This is a genomic window from bacterium, assembly GCA_024228115.1.
Taxonomy (GTDB): Bacteria; Myxococcota_A; UBA9160; order UBA9160; family UBA6930.
The window spans coordinates 1-16,587 of record JAAETT010000102.1 but is presented as its reverse complement, the minus strand read 5'-3'; the positions used below and the strand labels follow the sequence as shown (position 1 = coordinate 16,587).

13 protein-coding genes are annotated in these 16,587 nt (G+C 65.3%); 12 read left to right on the top strand and 1 reads right to left on the bottom strand.

The window, feature by feature from the left end:
- Positions 1-337 precede the first annotated feature (337 nt).
- The 12 genes from pheA to GY937_05280 all read left to right on the top strand — a co-directional run bounded on the left by pheA (position 338) and on the right by GY937_05280 (position 16,048).
- Positions 338-1,537 (top strand): prephenate dehydratase, encoded by a 1,200-nt coding sequence (pheA, locus tag GY937_05335; GenBank protein MCP5056134.1) that lies wholly within the window; start codon positions 338-340, stop codon positions 1,535-1,537.
- The gene (locus GY937_05330; GenBank protein ID MCP5056133.1) at positions 1,534-2,631 is read left to right on the top strand and encodes a histidinol-phosphate transaminase; all 1,098 of its coding nucleotides are present in this window, start codon (positions 1,534-1,536) and stop codon (positions 2,629-2,631) included. Before pheA ends, GY937_05330 begins: the two co-directional genes overlap by 4 nt.
- Positions 2,628-3,563 (top strand): prephenate dehydrogenase/arogenate dehydrogenase family protein, encoded by a 936-nt coding sequence (locus tag GY937_05325; GenBank protein MCP5056132.1) that lies wholly within the window; start codon positions 2,628-2,630, stop codon positions 3,561-3,563. The genes GY937_05330 and GY937_05325 overlap by 4 nt, the downstream gene beginning before the upstream one ends.
- Positions 3,564-3,574: 11 nt before the next feature.
- Positions 3,575-5,287, top strand: coding sequence for a 30S ribosomal protein S1 (locus tag GY937_05320; protein ID MCP5056131.1), 1,713 nt, complete (start codon positions 3,575-3,577; stop codon positions 5,285-5,287).
- Positions 5,288-5,365: 78 nt separating this feature from the next.
- Positions 5,366-5,692: an integration host factor subunit beta gene (locus tag GY937_05315; GenBank protein MCP5056130.1), complete on the top strand. Its 327-nt coding sequence runs from the start codon at positions 5,366-5,368 to the stop codon at positions 5,690-5,692.
- A 52-nt stretch (positions 5,693-5,744) separates the two neighbouring features.
- Entirely contained in the window at positions 5,745-6,098 is a 354-nt protein-coding gene (locus tag GY937_05310; GenBank protein ID MCP5056129.1) for a LapA family protein, read from the top strand.
- 10 nt (positions 6,099-6,108) lie between these two features.
- The gene (locus GY937_05305) at positions 6,109-7,140 is read left to right on the top strand and encodes a tetratricopeptide repeat protein (GenBank protein ID MCP5056128.1); all 1,032 of its coding nucleotides are present in this window, start codon (positions 6,109-6,111) and stop codon (positions 7,138-7,140) included.
- A 23-nt stretch (positions 7,141-7,163) separates the two neighbouring features.
- Positions 7,164-9,809, top strand: a complete 2,646-nt coding sequence (mutS, locus tag GY937_05300; protein ID MCP5056127.1) for a DNA mismatch repair protein MutS — start codon at positions 7,164-7,166, stop codon at positions 9,807-9,809.
- Positions 9,810-9,847: 38 nt separating this feature from the next.
- Complete coding sequence (locus tag GY937_05295) at positions 9,848-11,023, top strand: N-acetylmuramoyl-L-alanine amidase (protein MCP5056126.1); 1,176 nt, start codon at positions 9,848-9,850, stop codon at positions 11,021-11,023.
- A 13-nt stretch (positions 11,024-11,036) separates the two neighbouring features.
- The gene (gene glnD / locus GY937_05290; protein ID MCP5056125.1) at positions 11,037-13,775 is read left to right on the top strand and encodes a [protein-PII] uridylyltransferase; all 2,739 of its coding nucleotides are present in this window, start codon (positions 11,037-11,039) and stop codon (positions 13,773-13,775) included.
- Position 13,776: 1 nt separating this feature from the next.
- Positions 13,777-14,697: a site-specific tyrosine recombinase XerD gene (gene xerD / locus GY937_05285; GenBank protein ID MCP5056124.1), complete on the top strand. Its 921-nt coding sequence runs from the start codon at positions 13,777-13,779 to the stop codon at positions 14,695-14,697.
- Between the two features lie 19 nt (positions 14,698-14,716).
- The gene (locus tag GY937_05280; protein MCP5056123.1) at positions 14,717-16,048 is read left to right on the top strand and encodes a CCA tRNA nucleotidyltransferase; all 1,332 of its coding nucleotides are present in this window, start codon (positions 14,717-14,719) and stop codon (positions 16,046-16,048) included.
- A gap of 72 nt (positions 16,049-16,120) precedes the next feature.
- Here the strand turns inward: GY937_05280 and GY937_05275 are convergent, their stop codons facing one another.
- Positions 16,121-16,372, bottom strand: coding sequence for a hypothetical protein (locus GY937_05275; GenBank protein MCP5056122.1), 252 nt, complete (start codon positions 16,370-16,372; stop codon positions 16,121-16,123).
- Positions 16,373-16,587 lie beyond the last annotated feature (215 nt).

Here is a 16,587-nt window from a genome sequence, read left to right as displayed (position 1 = left end):
AACGCCCGATGTGCTTGACCCGGAAATCCGAAAAGGTCTGAAATTCCAGTAAGTTGGAGGCATTCAGGGCGTCGGGCGTGGAGAGCTGTCGGTAGATGCCGGTAACTCCCCGAAAGCGCGAGGGATTTCCTGATTTCGGTTTGACCGGCCCGGGGCCCTCGGATATATTGCGCCTGTCTTTTCGAGGGGTTACGCGCGTTCGCGCCCATCGCCGTGGCCGGCAGGTCGGTTCGTGGTTCTACGCTTGGTTCGGCTTGATCCGGATCTGGGCTGGGATCCGGATCTGACTGGGACCGGGACCGGAGCTGGGAGCGAGCGCATTGAACGCGAGACTGGCATGAGCGATCCCGGCTCCCGCACGCCCGCGGCCGCACCTGCCGCAGGGGCTTCTGATTCGTCCTTCGAGACGGAGCTTGGAGAGCTGCGCCAGGAAATCGACGCCGTGGATACGCGTATCCTCGAGGAACTGAACCGCCGGGCCGAACTCGTCCTACGCGTGGGCCAGCTCAAACAGGACCGAAGCGCTGGGGTCTACAGTGCCGCCCGCGAACGGGACCTGGCGGACAAGCTCGTAGCGGCCAACCCGGGACCTTTCCCCGATGCTGGCGTGCGGCCGGTCTTTCGAGAGATCGTCTCGGCCACCCGCTCACTCGAAGCTCGGGTGCGCATCGCCTACCTCGGACCGCCGGGAACTTTTTCCCATCTGGCAGCCCGGGACACGTTCGGAGCCCACGCGGAGTACGTGGCCGCCACCAGCCTGGGCGAGGTCTTCGCCATCGTCGAGCGCGGTGAAGCGGAGCACGGAATCGTCCCGGTAGAGAACACGACCGAGGGCATCGTGACGCCAACGCTCGATGCGCTGCTTGCCTCGGAACTCGCCATTTCGGGCGAGAGCCTGCTGCGCATTTCCCACCACTTGATGTCTTCCTCCGGTCAGCTGGCCGACGTGCGGCGCGTGGCCAGCCATCCCCAACCTCTCGCCCAATGCCGGATCTGGCTGGATCGCCACCTGCCGGGCCTGGATCGGATCGAGATGCCCAGCACCTCGGCCGCCGCCGAGCTGGCAACCCGTGAGGCCGACGTCGCGGCGATCGGAAGCTCACTGGTAGCCGAGCTATGCGGGCTCCAGATCCTGGCGGGTTCGATCGAGGATCAGCGAGACAACACGACGCGCTTTCTGGTCATCGGAGGCGATCCGCCCCCGCCGAGTGGGCACGACCTGACCTCCGTGGCGTACACCGTCCGTAAGGGCGAATCCGGCGCGCTTCACAAGCTTCTCAAGCCGTTCTCGGATCACGGCGTCAATCTCGCCAGCATCCAGGCTCGCCCTCTGAAGGGCACGCCGTGGGAGTACGTGTTCTTCATCGATCTCGAAGGGCATCTGAAACAGCCCGAAGTGCGCGCGGGTTTCGAAGCCGCGGCTGCGTTCTCCAATTCTCATCGGGTCCTCGGTTCCTTCCCGCGCGCTACCGAAGCGCGCAATCCGGCCCGACCTTCTGTCGGCGCGCCGGTCAAAGCGGAAAGGGTCGGATCGTGAGCCTGGCGGATCGCGTGAAGCCGCATATCGCGAGCCTCGAGCCGTACCAGCCGGGCAAGCCGATCGAAGAGCTGGAGCGCGAACTCGGAATCGCGAATGCAGCGAAGCTGGCCTCGAACGAGAACCCGTTGGGGCCTTCACCGAAGGCGATCAAGGCCATTCAGCAAGCGGCGCAGAACATGCATCGCTACCCGGATGGTGCGAGCTACCGGCTCCGGAACGCGCTGGCCGAGCGGCTCGATCTCTCACCCGCCCAACTGGTATTCGGTTCCGGTTCGTCCGAGGTACTGGAGCTGTTGGCGAAAGCCTTCATCAGCACGGGTGACGAGGTCGTTTTCGCGTGGCCGTCGTTCTCGATGTATCCGATCGTCACCCAGGGTATGGGCGGAACGCCGATCCAGGTTCCGCTGGACGAGAATCTGGCCCACGATCTTCCGGCGATGGCCGATGCCGTCACCGAACGCACCCAGGTGGTGATCGTCTGCAATCCGAACAATCCAACGGGTACGAGTGTCGGCGCAGCCGCCTTCGATGCCTTCGTGGAGAGCCTGCCTGAGGATGTGGTGCTCGTGGTGGATGAGGCGTACGTCGAGTACGCGCGGCGGCCGGATTTCCCGGATGCCCTCGGCTGGGTGGCTCGTCGCCCTGGCACGTTGGTGACGCGCACCTTCTCGAAGCTCAATGGCCTGGCCGGGGTACGGGTGGGGTACGGCATCGCGGATCCCGAGCTTGCCGGCTACCTGGAACGCGCGCGGCACCCGTTCAACCTGAATCTTCTCGCGGAAGCGGCAGCGCTGGCCGCCCTCGATGATGTCGAGCACATCGAGGCGACCCGACGCATGAATGCCGAAGGTGGCGAGCAGTTGACCCGGGGCCTCGAGGCTCTCGGGTTCAAGGTCTGGCCCACCGATGCGAACTTCCTGCTGGCCGAGCTAGGTGACGACGCCTACGAAAAGCTCCTCCACAAGGGTGTGATCGTCCGCCCCATGGGCGGTTTCGGCCTGCTCGGATGCGTGCGGATCTCGATCGGGACCGCCGAGGAGAACGAGAAGCTGATCAAGGTCGTAGAGACGTGGCGGGGGACGAAGGCGTGAGCGACTTCGAAACCCTCGCAGTCGTTGGTCTTGGGCTTCTGGGTGGCTCGGTCGCTGCGGCCGCTCGCCAGCGCCGCAGTGTGCGTCGGGTCATCGGGCTCAGCCGCCGCTCGGAAATGGCGACGCGTGCCGTCGAACGAGGCTTCTGTGACGAGGCCGGTACCGATCCGGCGGCCGGTGTTCGGGACGCGGATCTGGTGATTCTGGCAACGCCGGTATTTGCCATGGAAGAGACCCTGCGCGCTCTCGGCCCCCATCTTTCCCCCGGCTGCCTGGTGACGGACGTGGGCAGCGTCAAGGGGATCCTTGCGGATACGTTGCCGGGCGTGCTGCCCCCGGGCGTGCGTTATGTGGGCTCCCACCCGATGGCGGGAAGCCACGCGAGCGGGCTCGACTTTGCGCGAGCCGATCTCTTCGAGGGCGCTGCTTGCGTGGTGACGCCCCGCGGCCCCGACGACGAAGCCGATGCAGCGCGGCTTGCTGCCTTCTGGTCCGAGCTCGGTGCGAGGATCGAACGCCGGGAGCCGGCTTGCCACGATGACGAGGTGGCATGGGTCAGCCATCTCCCGCATGTCGTGGCCTTCGCCTATGCACGGGCACTCGATGCGGCCGGCACGTCAGCGGCTGCCTTGAAGGGCGCTGGTTTTCGCGATTTCACGCGGGTCGCGCGCAGCGAGCCCGAGATGTGGGCCGACATCCTGGTGACCAATCGCAAGGCACTGGTCGCGCCCCTCGAAGAGGCAGGCCGGCAGTTGGCCGAACTTGCCCGAAGAATCGAAGCCGGAGATCTGGAAGCAGTCTCCGCTCAGTTGTCTGCCGCCCGTGATCTGCTCGCTCGTAGCGAGTGGAAGACGGACGGCGACGAAAACGCCCGATCCGGGGGCGAAATCCCGGAAATTCAGGCTGCCCCAGTGGCGGCCACCAAGGAGTGAAGACACTTCACATGACTCAGGAAATAACAACAGGCGAATCCTTCGCCGACCTCTTCTCGGCTTCCGAGAAGAAGATGAAGGAGGGGGAGGTCACCAAGGGCCGCATCCTCTCCATCGATGACGACCACGTCCAGGTCGATGTCGGTTTCAAATCCGAGGGGTTCATCGACCTCTGGGAGTTCATGGACGAACAGGGGAAGATCCTGGTCAAGGTCGGCGACGAAGTCGACGTCTTGATCGAGGAGGCCGAGGACGACGACGGTCGCATCGTGCTCTCCAAGGACAAGGCCGATCGGGTCAAGGTCTGGGATGAGATCAGCGATGCCTTTGAGGCGGACAAACCTGTCGAGGGGCGCATCCTCTCGCGGGTGAAGGGTGGTCTCAGCGTCGATATCGGCGTGAAGGCGTTCCTTCCCGGTTCCCAGGTCGACTTGCGGCCGGTCAGGAACCTCGAGAACCTGCTCGGCGAGCGTCTCGAGTTCAAGATCATCAAGTTCAACCAACGGCGTGCGAACATCGTGCTCTCTCGCCGCGCGCTGCTCGAAAAAGAGCGCGAGAAGATGCGGGCCACCACCCTGGAAACTCTCCAGGAGGCCCAGATCGTCGACGGCGTGATCAAGAACATCACCGACTACGGTGCGTTCATCGATCTCGGCGGAATCGATGGTCTGTTGCATGTCACCGACATGAGCTGGGGTCGGGTGAATCACCCGAGCGAGCTGTTCCGGGTCGGTGACGAGATCAAGGTGAAGGTGCTGCGTTTCGACGCAGAGACCGAAAGGGTCTCGTTGGGTCTGAAGCAGATCCAGCCGGATCCCTGGGTCGATGCGGCGATGCGGTATCCGATCGGCAAGCGCCTGAATGGCAAGTGCGTGTCGCTGACGGACTACGGTGCCTTCATCGAGCTCGAGCCGGGCATCGAAGGCCTGGTCCACGTATCCGAGATGTCCTGGACCAAGCGGGTCAAGCACCCGTCGAAGGTCGTGGAGATCGGAACCGACGTCGAGGCGGTCGTTCTGGATGTGGACGAGTACAACCGCAAGATCTCACTGGGCATGAAGCAGATCGAGCCGAACCCGTGGGCACTGATCGAGGAGAAATACCCGATCGGTACCCATGTCTCCGGCGAGATCCGCAACATCACCAACTTCGGCGTCTTCGTGGGCCTCGAAGAGGGGATCGACGGTCTGGTGCACGTCTCGGACATTTCGTGGACCGAGAACATCAAGCACCCGAGCGAGAAATTCGAGAAGGGCAACCACGTCGAGGCCGTCGTGCTCAAGATCGACCGGGAGAACGAAAAGTTCTCGCTGGGGATCAAGCAGCTCGAGTCCAACCCGTGGGACGACATCCTCAAGAAGTTCGCCCTCGGCAGCGAGATCACCGGCGAGGTCACGAACGTGACCGACTTCGGTGCCTTCGTGAAGCTCGAGGACGGCATCGAGGGGCTGGTCTACAGCTCGGAGCTCGCGCAGGAACCGGTCGAGAAGCCTTCGGACGCCGTGTCCCAGGGCGATACGGTGACGGCCATCGTCACCAAGGTCGATCCGGTGGATCAGAAGATCTCCCTTTCGATCAAGGCCGTTTCGGACAGGGATCAACGGGATGCGCTCAAGAAGATGGCCGCCCAACAGTCGTTGACGCAGACGTCGACACTGGGCGACGTCGGCGCTCTCGCGGCTCTCAAAGAGAAGCTCGAGCAGGGAGGTGGCGAGGAGAGTTAGCTCCTCGCCCAGTGTCAACCGATCTCTGTGGGGGTCGGGCCGAGAAGCCCGGCCCCCCACCGACCAGCGGAGACAGTGATGACCAAGAGCGGACTCATCGAGAAAGTGGCAGAGCTCACGCCGCATATCTCGAAGAAGGACACGGAGATCGTCGTCAATACGATCTTCGATTCGATGACGGAAGCGTTGAAGCACGGGCATCGGATCGAGATCCGTGGCTTCGGGAGCTTCCAGGTGAAAGTCCGGGAGGCTCGCGAGGGTCGCAATCCGAAGACGGGCGAGGAAGTCCATATTCCCGCCAAGCGGACGCCCTTCTTCAAGGTGGGCAAGGAGCTGAAGGAGATGGTCGACGCCTCTTCAGCGCCGCTGGACGAATCGGCCGACGACGACGATACACGGGAATGAGGGGCCTTGACCTCGGGGCGTCGAAGCGTCTCGTAGGGGAGGATCACAGCTCGTGAAATGGATTCGCCGATTGGTCGTGCTCGTGCTCCTGGCGGGCCTCGTCTACGTTTCTCGAACGCTGCCGGATGCGAACTCGGTGCTGGTGAATGTGGATCTCCTGTTCTGGCAGGCACCGCCGGTGGCATTGTGGATCGCGCTCGGTCTCGCCTTTCTGGTCGGCGTGCTCTGCGCGAGCGCAGGATTGCTGTATCAGCTCGCCAAGAAGAGCCTGGTGGCCCGGCGCTACCGGAAAGCGGTGGTCGGCCTCGAGTCGGAGATCCACCAGCTTCGCAATCTGCCGCTGGCAGGCAGCGAGGCCGTGAACGACGGCTCGGCGGAGGACTCGCCGGTTCCAGGCGCTCCATGAGCCGCGCTCGGTGAGTCGGATTGGTAGGGCGCTCCGCGGGGTGGGCAGGGCGTCGCATTCCCGGGAGGATCCGTTTCGGGAGGCGCTGCTGCGTCTGCTCGAGCGCGACCTGAACGGAGCGGAAGAGGCTCTGGTGCGCGCAGCGCGCGCAGATTCCGATGACCCGGACGCGTACCTCGCCTTGGCGGCTCTGTATCGGAGCCGTGGCGAGATCGGGCGGGCAATCCGGATCCATCAGAACCTGCTCTTGCGAACGGAGCTTCCGGGGGGAGCGCGGAACGAAGCCCTGGCCGGATTGGCCGGAGATTTCCAGCGCGGAGGATTCCTGCAGCGGGCGATTGCCGCGTTCGAGGAAGTGCTCGAGAACGCTCCGAAGGATCCGACAGCCCTGCGGGCACTGGGGGAGCTCCACGCGGACGCTCGGGATTTCGGTCGCGCGCTCGAGATGAATCGGCGTCTGGCGAAACAAACCGGCGAAGATGGGGCCGCGGACGAGGCGGCGTTGTGGGTTCGTTCCGCGGCCGTGGCTCACGCGGAAGGGCGCAGCGACGATGCCCGTCGAGATTTGAAACGAGCGCTGCGCAAGGACGCAGATGCGACCGATGCCTGGGTTGCCCTCGGTGAGCTCGAAGCCGAGCGCGGAAAGGACAAGCGCGCCCTCGAAGCCTGGAAGCGCGTTCCCGAAATCGATCGACGCAGCGGGCCGCAGGTATACCCGAAGATCGAAGCCACCTACGCCGCGCTCGGGAAGGCACGAGACTACGAGACCTGGTTGCGAAAGCTGATCGAAGATCGACCTGGTGAAGCGGCGAGTCGCCTGGCGCTGATTCGCTCTCTGTTGGCGCGTGGCGCTGCGGAAGAGGCCTTGGCCGAAGCTCGGGAGTTGACCCAGCGAGATCCTGGCAGCTTGGCCGGCCAAGCTGCGTCGCTTCAGGCCCTGCTCGGCTCCGACAGGAAGGACGACGCTCTGAAGCAGGCGCACGAGCTGCTGCAGGTCCTGGCGCGGGCGGGCCTGCTCGAAAGCCGAGAGCGATTGATGTGATCAAATCGGCCCGCGAAACTCCGATGATGCGGCAGTACCTTGGGCTGAAGGCCCAGGTACCCGACGCCTTCCTGTTCTACCGGATGGGTGATTTCTACGAACTCTTCTTCGAAGATGCCGAGCGGGCCGCGCCGTTGCTCGAGATCACGCTCACCACCCGCGACAAGAACAAGCCCGATCCGATCCCGATGTGCGGTGTACCTGTGCACAGTGCGGAGGGATACATCCGCAAGCTGGCGGATCTCGGCCACCGGGTCGCGTTATGCGAGCAGGTGGAAGACGCGAAGCAAGCGGTGGGCCGCAAGCTGGTACGGCGCGAGGTCGTCGAGGTGGTGACTCCCGGCCTGGTAGGAGATCCGACGGGCCTCGCGGGTTCCCAGGAGGTGGCTCTCGCCGTCGTTGCCCGGTTGGGTGGGGCGTTCGGGCTCGCGGTGCTCGATGCCTCGACCGGAAATTTTCGGGCCACCGCTGCAGATGCGGCGCCGGATGGGCAACTCCCAAGCAGCCTCTGCGACGAACTCGAACGCGTTGCACCGCGGGAGCTCCTGGTCGGGCCCGATTGGCGCGGGGCCGTCGAGCCTTTCGCGTTGGCGCGGATTCCTGCGACCGTGCTGCGTGTCGTCGATGCCGACCACTTCGATCCTGACTGTGCGCCGGCCCATCCCCATGGCTTCCTGGCCGATGCCGCGGATCCCCGGATGGCTGCCGCGGGCGCGGCCCTTCGCTATCTGGCCGACCATCAACCCGCGGCCATGGCTCAGGCACCCCGGCTTCGCCTCTACGGATTGGCCGATGCCATGGTGCTCGACGGTGCCACGCGCCGACACCTCGAACTCTTCGAGAGCCACGAGGATCGCTCGCGCAGCGGGACCCTGATCGAGCGCATGGACGATACGCGCACGGCGCTTGGCGCACGTTGTCTCGCCCGCTGGATGGCCTACCCCCTGATCGATCCGAGCGCGATCGGTGCGCGACAGGATGGTGTCGCCTTGCTCTTCGAGGACGATCGGGGCCGTCATCGTTTGCGAGAGGCTCTGGGCGGTGTCCGCGATCTGGAGCGCATCTTCGCTCGTTGCCAGCGGCCTGGGGCAGAGCCTCGAGATGTCGCGGCGCTCCGGGACTCGCTCGCAGCCCTCCCTGGGGTGGGCAAAGCCCTGGCGGGCCAGGATGGTTCCCTGCTCGTAGCCACGCCGACGGCGCTTCGGATGCCGAAGCCTCTACCGGATCTGGATGAGTTGCTGACGGACGCACTCGTAGACGATCCGAAGCCCCTGCCGCGGGGTTCGCGTGGCGCCAACGAGACGGGATACGTCCGGGCTGGTTTTCGAAGTGAACTGGATGTCGTGCGAGAGGCCGCGAGCAAAGGGCGGGAATGGATCGCGGGCCTCGAGGCTGAGGAGAAGGAGCGCACTGGAATTCCAACGCTGAAGGTTCGCTTCCATCCGGTGCATGGCTACGCCCTGGAGATCACGAAGGCGAATCTGGATCGTGTCCCCGAAGACTACGAACGCAAACAAACACTGAAGGGCGCCGAGCGCTTCACGACCCCCGCGCTTCGTGAAATGGAGGGGAGCGTTCTCGGTGCGACCGAGCGTGCGGCTGCCCTCGAGCGCGAGATCTTCGAAGAGGTACGCCAGACGGCGCTGGCGCGTGCTGCTGAGATCCGCGAGGCGGCCGTTGCCGTTGGTGAACTCGACGCGCTCCAATCCCTGGCGGAGGTTGCACGCCAGGATGGTTGGGTGCGGCCCGTCGTCGATGAGGGCACGGGCCTCTCGGTGACGGCTGGTCGACATCCGGTCGTGGAACACCTCCTGCGTAGAGCCGGGGAAGAATACGTCGCCAACGATACCGATCTCGACCCGCACGAAACACAACTGCTCCTGATGACCGGTCCCAACATGTCCGGCAAGAGCACCTATCTACGCCAGGTGGCCATCCTCGTGTTGCTGGCCCAGATGGGCAGCTTCCTCCCCGCCGAGGCAGCACGCATCGGTGTCGTCGACCGGGTCTTCACCCGGGTCGGCGCTTCGGATCGGCTGTCCCGTGGCGAATCCACGTTCATGGTGGAGATGAGAGAGACCGCAGAGATCCTGGCCCAGGCCTCGCCGCGTAGCTTGATCATCCTGGACGAGATCGGCCGCGGAACCAGCACCTTCGACGGCCTGTCGATCGCCTGGGCGGTTGCGGAATATCTGCATGACACGCCCGGCCTTCGTGCGCGAACCCTGTTTGCGACCCACTACCACGAGCTGGCAGACCTGGCCCGCACCCGCGAAGCCGTGGAGAACGCGCACTTCGAAGCGCGCGAGTGGAAGGAAGAGGTGTTGTTCTTGCGTCGCCTGGCACCCGGCCCGGCGAACCGGTCCTACGGAATCCAGGTGGCGCGCCTGGCAGGGCTGCCTGCCGCCGTGATCGAGCGGGCCAGGGAGATCCTGGCGCGGCTCGAGGAAGACGAGCTCTCCCCCGATGGCCGCCCTCGGTTGGCCGCTCAGGCCGACGGCCCGCAAGAGGATGGACAGCTGGCCCTGTTCTCGACCGCAGGCCCGGATCCGACGGAAGAAGAGGTGCTGCGGGAGCTACGCGCCCTCGATCCCGACGACACGACGCCTCGCCAGGCCCTGGAGTTCGTTGCGGCCTGGCGAAAGCGGCTCGGCGAAGGTCCGTCGTGAAGCGCCCTCGGGCCATTATTTGGTTGGGCCTCTGCGCCATGCTGCTGCTGGGCGCCGAGCGGCCGCCGGGGCTTTCCGATGTGCGGGACGTTCGGCATTGGTCGTACAAGAACTACACCCGTGTGGTCGTCGAGCTCTCTGGCCCGACCGCACGCAGCGAAGTCAAGCGCCTCGCCGCGGATCGCGAGGCCGGGAAGCCCGAGCGGATCTACCTGGATCTCCCCAATGTCTGGGTGGGGACACGTTATGCGGATCCGATTCGGGTCGGCGATGGTCTACTGCGAGGCATCCGTCTCGGCCAGAATCGCGCCACGGCCTCACGGCTGGTGATCGATCTCGACCGCTACGAGCGCCATCGCCTCTTCCAGCTCACTTCGCCGGATCGACTCGTTCTGGACGTCTACGCCCATCGCGGGCCGCACGGCGGAACGATCACTGCGCGCCGTCCGTCCTCCACGAAGCCGCCTCGTGGAGCTGCTCCGTCGCCCAGGGCGACGCCGTCCCCGCGGACCTCCTTGCGCCCGATCCACACGGTCGTGATCGACCCGGGCCATGGAGGCGACGATCCGGGCGCTGTTGGCGTGGCAGGGGTCCGCGAGAAGGATGTGACCCTCCGCCTCGCCCGGGAGCTTGCGCAGCGTTTGCGGGAGCGCGGCTTCCAGGTGCATCTGACTCGCGAACGAGACCAGAACGTGAGCCTCGAGGCGCGCACGGCCTTTGCCGAAGGCAAGGGCGCAGATGTCTTCGTCTCGATTCACGCCAACGCGGCTCGCCGGCGCGGAGCCAACGGGATCGAGACCTACTTCCTGGACAAAGGCCACGAGCGCCACTCCCTCCGTGTGGCAGCCCGAGAAAACGGTGTACCGCCCAACAAACTCGATGCGCTCCAGCGTGCCGTCGCTGGGCTCAAGGTCTCCGAGATGTCGATCCAGTCGCAATCGCTGGCGCGCGCCGTCCACGGGAAGATGGTGACCGGCGTCCGGAAGACCCATGGCTCGGTGAAGGATCTCGGTGTCAAGCAGGCGCCGTTCCACGTGCTCTTTCTTTCGGGAATGCCGTCGATCCTGATCGAAACCGGCTTCGTCACCCATCCGAAGGAAGCGAAACGCCTCGCAAGCCGTTTCTACCGTGCCGTCCTTGCCGAGCAGATCGCCCGGGGCCTTTCATCCTATCGCAGCGAGCGGAGTGCCAAGCTCGCGAGGCGCGCCTCATGAGTCACGGATCTTCATGAGCGACGAGCCGGCCCTGGACCAGTTCATTCCGCCCTACACGTCGGGGGAGGAACGCGAATCCCGCGCCACCGCAGAGGCGGCCCGAGGCTATCTGGGCGAGCTGCGCGCTTTCCTCGCGGAGCGCCAACGCCAAGGGGATTCGGGCAACGCGGTCAACGTCCTCCACTCCGACGCGATTGACCGGTTGCTCCGACGCCTCTTCGAGGTTGCGGAGTTCACCTACTACGCGGACGAGGGGGAGTTCGACGCTCGAGTGAGTATTGCTGCGGTGGGGGGGTTCGCACGACGGGAGATGGCGATCGGTTCCGACGTGGATCTGCTCTTCCTGCATGACGGCGACGAAGTCAGTCCCTATGCGGCGCGGATCGCCGAGTGGATCCAGTATTGCCTCTGGGACGCGGGCCTCGAGGTTGGCGCGGCCCTGCGAAACCTGGACGAGACCATCGCGATGGGCCAGGAGGACTTGACGGCCAAGACGACCGTGCTGGGCGCGCGTTTTCTGGCCGGCGATGCGACGCTCTTTCACGAGTTCACGACCGCCGTCCGGGATCGCCTGATTCCCGATGTCGGAGCGTTCGTTCAGGAGCTTCAAGAGCTCTGGCAGGCCCGTCACTCGAAGTTCGGCGATTCGTTGTATCTCCTGCAGCCGAACATCAAGGAGGGGGCCGGCGGTTTGCGGGACTACCACACGGCCTGGTGGGCCGTGCGCGCAACCGAGCCCCGCTTTCAGGGGCTCGACGACCTCTTGCACGTCGGATTGCTCACCGAATCGGAGATGGCCCAGTATCGGAACGGCCTGCAGTTCCTCTGGCGGGTTCGGAACCAACTCCACCTCTCGACCAAGCGCAAGACGGACCAGATGAGTTTCGAGTTGCAGGAGTCTCTCGCCGAGAGGTTGGGCCTGGGTTTGGGCCCGGGCCCGGGCGGTGAGCTGCCGGTCGAGCGGTTCATGCGCGAGTACTACCTGCATGCGCGAGCGGTCCAGACGTTCTCGGAGATCGTGCTCGAGCAATGCGCCGCCCGAACGCGGCCCAACCGCGGTACGTCGGAGACGAAACCGGCCGAAGATGGTTTCCGGGTTGCGGTGGACCATCTCGAAATTCCGCACGCTGCTCATCTCCGCGAGAATCCCGTGCGCCTGTTGACGGCTTTCGCCATTGCCCAGGACCACGACGTTCCGCTCTCCCGAACGGCCCGCCGCTATATCCGCGAACATCTCCATCTCATCGATGAGGATTTCCAGAAGGATCCAGAGGCGGCTGCAGCGCTGCTCCGGATCCTGGGCGCGCCGACCCGCGTGATGCGTACGTTGATGGTGATGAACGAGGTCGGACTTCTCGGTCGCTATCTGCCCGAGTGGGAACACATCGTCTGCCGCTGGCAGCACGTCATCTACCACACCTACACCGTGGACGTGCATTCGATCTTCCTGGTCGAAGAGCTGCGCCGGCTGTGGCGAGGGAAATACGAGCAGGCGCTTCCCGAGTTGACGGAGTTGGTCCGGAATGTTCCGGACTTGCCTGCGCTGTACCTGGGCTGTCTGCTCCACGATATCGGCAAGGGCATGGGCGGTGACCATTCGAACAAGGGTGCCGACATGGCCGAGCAATGCTGCGAGCGTCTCGGCTTGGATGCCGATCGCACGCGGCGGGTCGTGTTCGTGGTGCGTTGGCACCTGCTGATGTCCCATGTCGCGCAGCGGCGCGACCTGGCGGATCCGAAGGTGATCGTCGACCTGGCCCAGACCTGTGGTGACCGCGAGAACTTGCACAATCTCTACCTGGCGACGTTTGCCGATATGCGGGCCTCGTCGACTTCGGCCTGGACCGAGTGGCGCTACGAGTTGTTGAAGGAGTTGTTCGAGCGCACCTCTGAATTCCTCGAATCCGGTGGGGACGATCCGCGCTTCGCCCAGAGTCAGATCGATGCGCGGGTCGAGACCCGCCGAGCCCAGGCGGCGCGGGAGCTCCAGGCCCTGGGCGTTGCCGAGGCGCGCGTTCACGAGTTCTTCGAAATGATGCCGCGGCGCTACTTCATCTCCCACACGCCGCGTCAGATCGCTCGACACGCAAGGGTCGTTCTTTCGTTGGGCCCGGAGCGAGCCCAGGCCAGCGCCGTGCGCACGATGCGTGGTGGCTTCAGCGAATACATCTTGTGTACCCGCGATGCCCGGCGGCTCTACTCGGATGTGGCCGGCTCGTTGACGGCCGTCGGCATCAACATTCTCGGTTCGAACGTCTACACCACGCGCACCGGGCTGGCCCTGGAGATCTATCGGGTGTCGACTCCCGACGGTGGCGAAGCCGAGCAGCAGGTCACCTGGGACCGGCTCGAAGAGGTCGTAGCGGATGTGTTGCAGGGCAGGGCGCTCGTGGACACATTGATCGCGCAGCGTGGTCGACCCGTCGGTCGCCCTCAATCCCCCTCGCGTGCTCCGGCCCACGTGCAGATCCGCAACGATGTGTCGGATTTCTACACGGTCGTGGATGTGACGGCGGACGATCGTCCGGGCCTGCTCTACGACCTGACCCGGACCTTGGCCGGGCACGATCTAGAGATCTTCATTTCCAAGGCGACGACCGTGCTCGACCAGGTGGCGGACACGTTCTACATCAAGGGGCCGGCCGCGAAGAAGATCACGAACCCGGACGACCTGGTGGAACTCGAGGATGAGCTGACCCTCGCCGCTCGAGGTGAGGCCCAGGCCACGGAAGAGCCCCGAAATGGCTCTTGAACTGTCCACAGCGATCGACCGCTTTCTCCGTCATCTGGCCGTGGAACGGGGACTTCGCCCGAACACGCTCGAAGCCTATGGGCGAGATCTGGCCCGGTTCGCGGACCTGCTCGAACAAGATGGGGTTCGGGACACGAAGGCGATCGAGAGGCGGCACGTGACAGGCTTCCTGGAATCGCTCGAACGGGAAGGCCTGGCGGCTCGTAGCCGGGCCAGAATGGCCGTATCCGTGCGCAGGTTCGTGCGCCATCTCGTTGCGACCGGACGACTTGCGAAAGATCCGAGCGAGGGCGTCGGCTCTCCGCGAACGGGGCGCCCCCTGCCGAAGGTGCTCCGCCCGGACGAGACCGAGGCGCTCTTGATAGCGACGAGCGGCGACGCCCCGCTCTGCGTGCGCGACCGCGCCATGCTCGAAGTGCTGTATGGCGCGGGGTTGCGGGTCAGCGAACTGGTCGGACTTCCCCTGGCGGCGGTCGACGCCCGTGCTGGCTGGCTGCGTGTCGTGGGCAAGGGCCGGAAGGAGCGCATCGTGCCTCTCGGCGAACCCGCCCTGCTGGCCATCCAACGCTACCTGGACGAGGCGCGCCCCGTCCTGCTCGGCAAGGGCCAACGCAGCGTGGATGCACTCTTTTTGGGTCGACGCGGCCAGGCCATGACTCGCCAGAACTTCTTCCAACGGCTGCGGGGCCTGGCGCTGCGTGCGGGCGTGCCTGCCGAGCGGGTCTCGCCCCACGTGCTTCGCCATGCGTTTGCGACCGATCTCGTGGAGGGGGGCGCGGACCTGCGGGCCGTTCAAACCATGTTGGGCCACGCGGACCTTTCGACCACACAGATCTACACGCACGTCAGCGGCGGACGTCTGCGCGACCTCGTGGAAGAACATCACCCGCGAGGCTCGGGACGTCCGAGGCGCGAGCGATGAGCATCCCCCGCAGGCGCGTGTGAAGCGGATCGGCCTGGATCTGCTGCGGCGGGCTCTGCCGGAGCCGGCACGGGATGCGACCCTGGCGATCGCAAAAGCCGGGGATTCGCTCGGCGTGGGCATCCATCTGGTTGGCGGGCCGGTGCGGGATTTCCTTCTCGACCGGCCGCTGCGGGATGTGGATCTGGTGGCCGAGCCTCGCGACGAGACGATGAAGCAGGCGGATTCGGCTGCAGCCGCCGTGGCAAAGACTGCGCAGCTGGAAGGCGCCCGGATCGTCGTCCACCCGCGCTTCGGCACGGTGCGGATCGAGTTGGACGGCGTCGTGTTGGACGTGTCCAGTGTCCGGTCGGAGGTCTACGAAAAACCTGGCGCGCTCCCCACGATCGCAGCCGGTGGGCTCGATGAGGACCTCCGGCGGCGAGACTTCACGGTGAACGGGATGGCTGCACCGCTCAACGCCACCGCACGCAAAGGCCGCTCGGCGTTGATCGATCCGGGCGAGGGGCTGGCGGATCTGGATCGTGGGCTCCTGCGGGTCTTCCACGCGGGTAGCTTTCAGGATGATCCGACCCGCGCGCTAAGGGCTGCTCGCCTGGCGCCGCGGCTCGGTATGGCGCTGGCCCGACCGAGCCGCAGCGCCCTGCGTGGGGCGCTGCGTGATGGGGCGTTCGGTGGCGTGAAGGGCGAGCGCTACCACGCCGAGTTCGAGAAGTTGTTTGCCGATCCCGTACACGGTCTGGATCCCTCTCGGGCGCTTCGGCTGCTGGATGAGTGGCACGTGTTGGCCGCTCTCGAGCCGGGTCTTCATTTGCCGAAGACCTCCCGAACCCCTTTGCGTCGCTTGGGTCGCGATCTGGTCGATGCCTCTGCATCGCTCCAGCCTTGGCTCACGGGCTTCATGCTGTGGCTGGGGCCGTTGCCCGCGCCGCTCCGTCGCCGGGTGCTGCGGCGCTTCGCCGTGCGGGGCCGAGCTGCAGAGCGGATCGTCGCCTATCCGCGGACCGCCGCCCGGATCCTGCGCGCGCTTGGCCGGGGCCGGGGGCGCGGCCCGACCGATGCCCTGCTACGAGGCGTCGGGGCCGAGGAGTTACAGGCTCTGGCGGCCGAGGCAGCAACGGCAGAGCGCCGCCGCATCCTTCGCTGGCGTCGCGAAGATCGAGCCGTTCGCCTGCCGGTCTCCGGTCAGGATCTGCTCGAGATGGGCCTCACTGGCCCTGCGGTTGGCCGCGCACTCGAGCGCATTCGTCTGGCGGTACTCGATCAGAAGGTGCGGAACCGGGAGGACGCGCTCAGCCTGGCTGCGGAGTTGGCTCCTCGAAAGCCCCGGAAGCGCCGAGGTAGCGGATGATCCTTGGGTTGTGTCCCGGAAATTGTTGATATCTCGGGGAAAGCAACGAACGAACAGGCGGTTCCAGGCGCTTCACGTGGCGAAGCGGTAGGACGGAGGCGAAGCGCAGCGCCTCGCGCGGGTAGGGATTCGCCCCTCGTAGTACTGCCGCCAGCGCAACGGAAGCGGAATCCGGCTGGGGAAGTGGCGAGCGGCGAGGATGTCCTCCGTCGTGAGCTTTCGATCGACGAGGCCGAGCCACTGGGCGGGTGTCGCGTCCCGTGCCTTCTCGTGCCGGCTCTTCTGGAAATTCACCCAGACCGCGAACACCGCGACCCGTTCCAATGCCGATTGGCGGCGCTTCGAGAACGCGATGGTCTCCCGCTTGTGGTTTGCTCCACTGTGCCGGATCAGCAGATCCCTCGGTGAACACCTCAAAACCGGCCATACGTGAACGTCTGAAAAGCGGCCATAGGGAGCCGCCCAAGACAGGTGTGGTGTGATTAGCCCTTTGTGGGTGTGTTTTTCAAGGTGGCCTTCTCTCGGGATCGCCAGCTCCG

Coding starts and splice junctions, on each gene's coding strand:
- pheA (MCP5056134.1), top strand. CDS start 338: ATGAGCGATCCCGGCTCCCGCACGCCCGCGGCCGCACCTGCCGCAGGG.
- GY937_05320 (MCP5056131.1), top strand. CDS start 3,575: ATGACTCAGGAAATAACAACAGGCGAATCCTTCGCCGACCTCTTCTCG.
- GY937_05315 (MCP5056130.1), top strand. CDS start 5,366: ATGACCAAGAGCGGACTCATCGAGAAAGTGGCAGAGCTCACGCCGCAT.
- mutS (MCP5056127.1), top strand. CDS start 7,164: ATGATGCGGCAGTACCTTGGGCTGAAGGCCCAGGTACCCGACGCCTTC.
- GY937_05295 (MCP5056126.1), top strand. CDS start 9,848: ATGCTGCTGCTGGGCGCCGAGCGGCCGCCGGGGCTTTCCGATGTGCGG.
- glnD (MCP5056125.1), top strand. CDS start 11,037: ATGAGCGACGAGCCGGCCCTGGACCAGTTCATTCCGCCCTACACGTCG.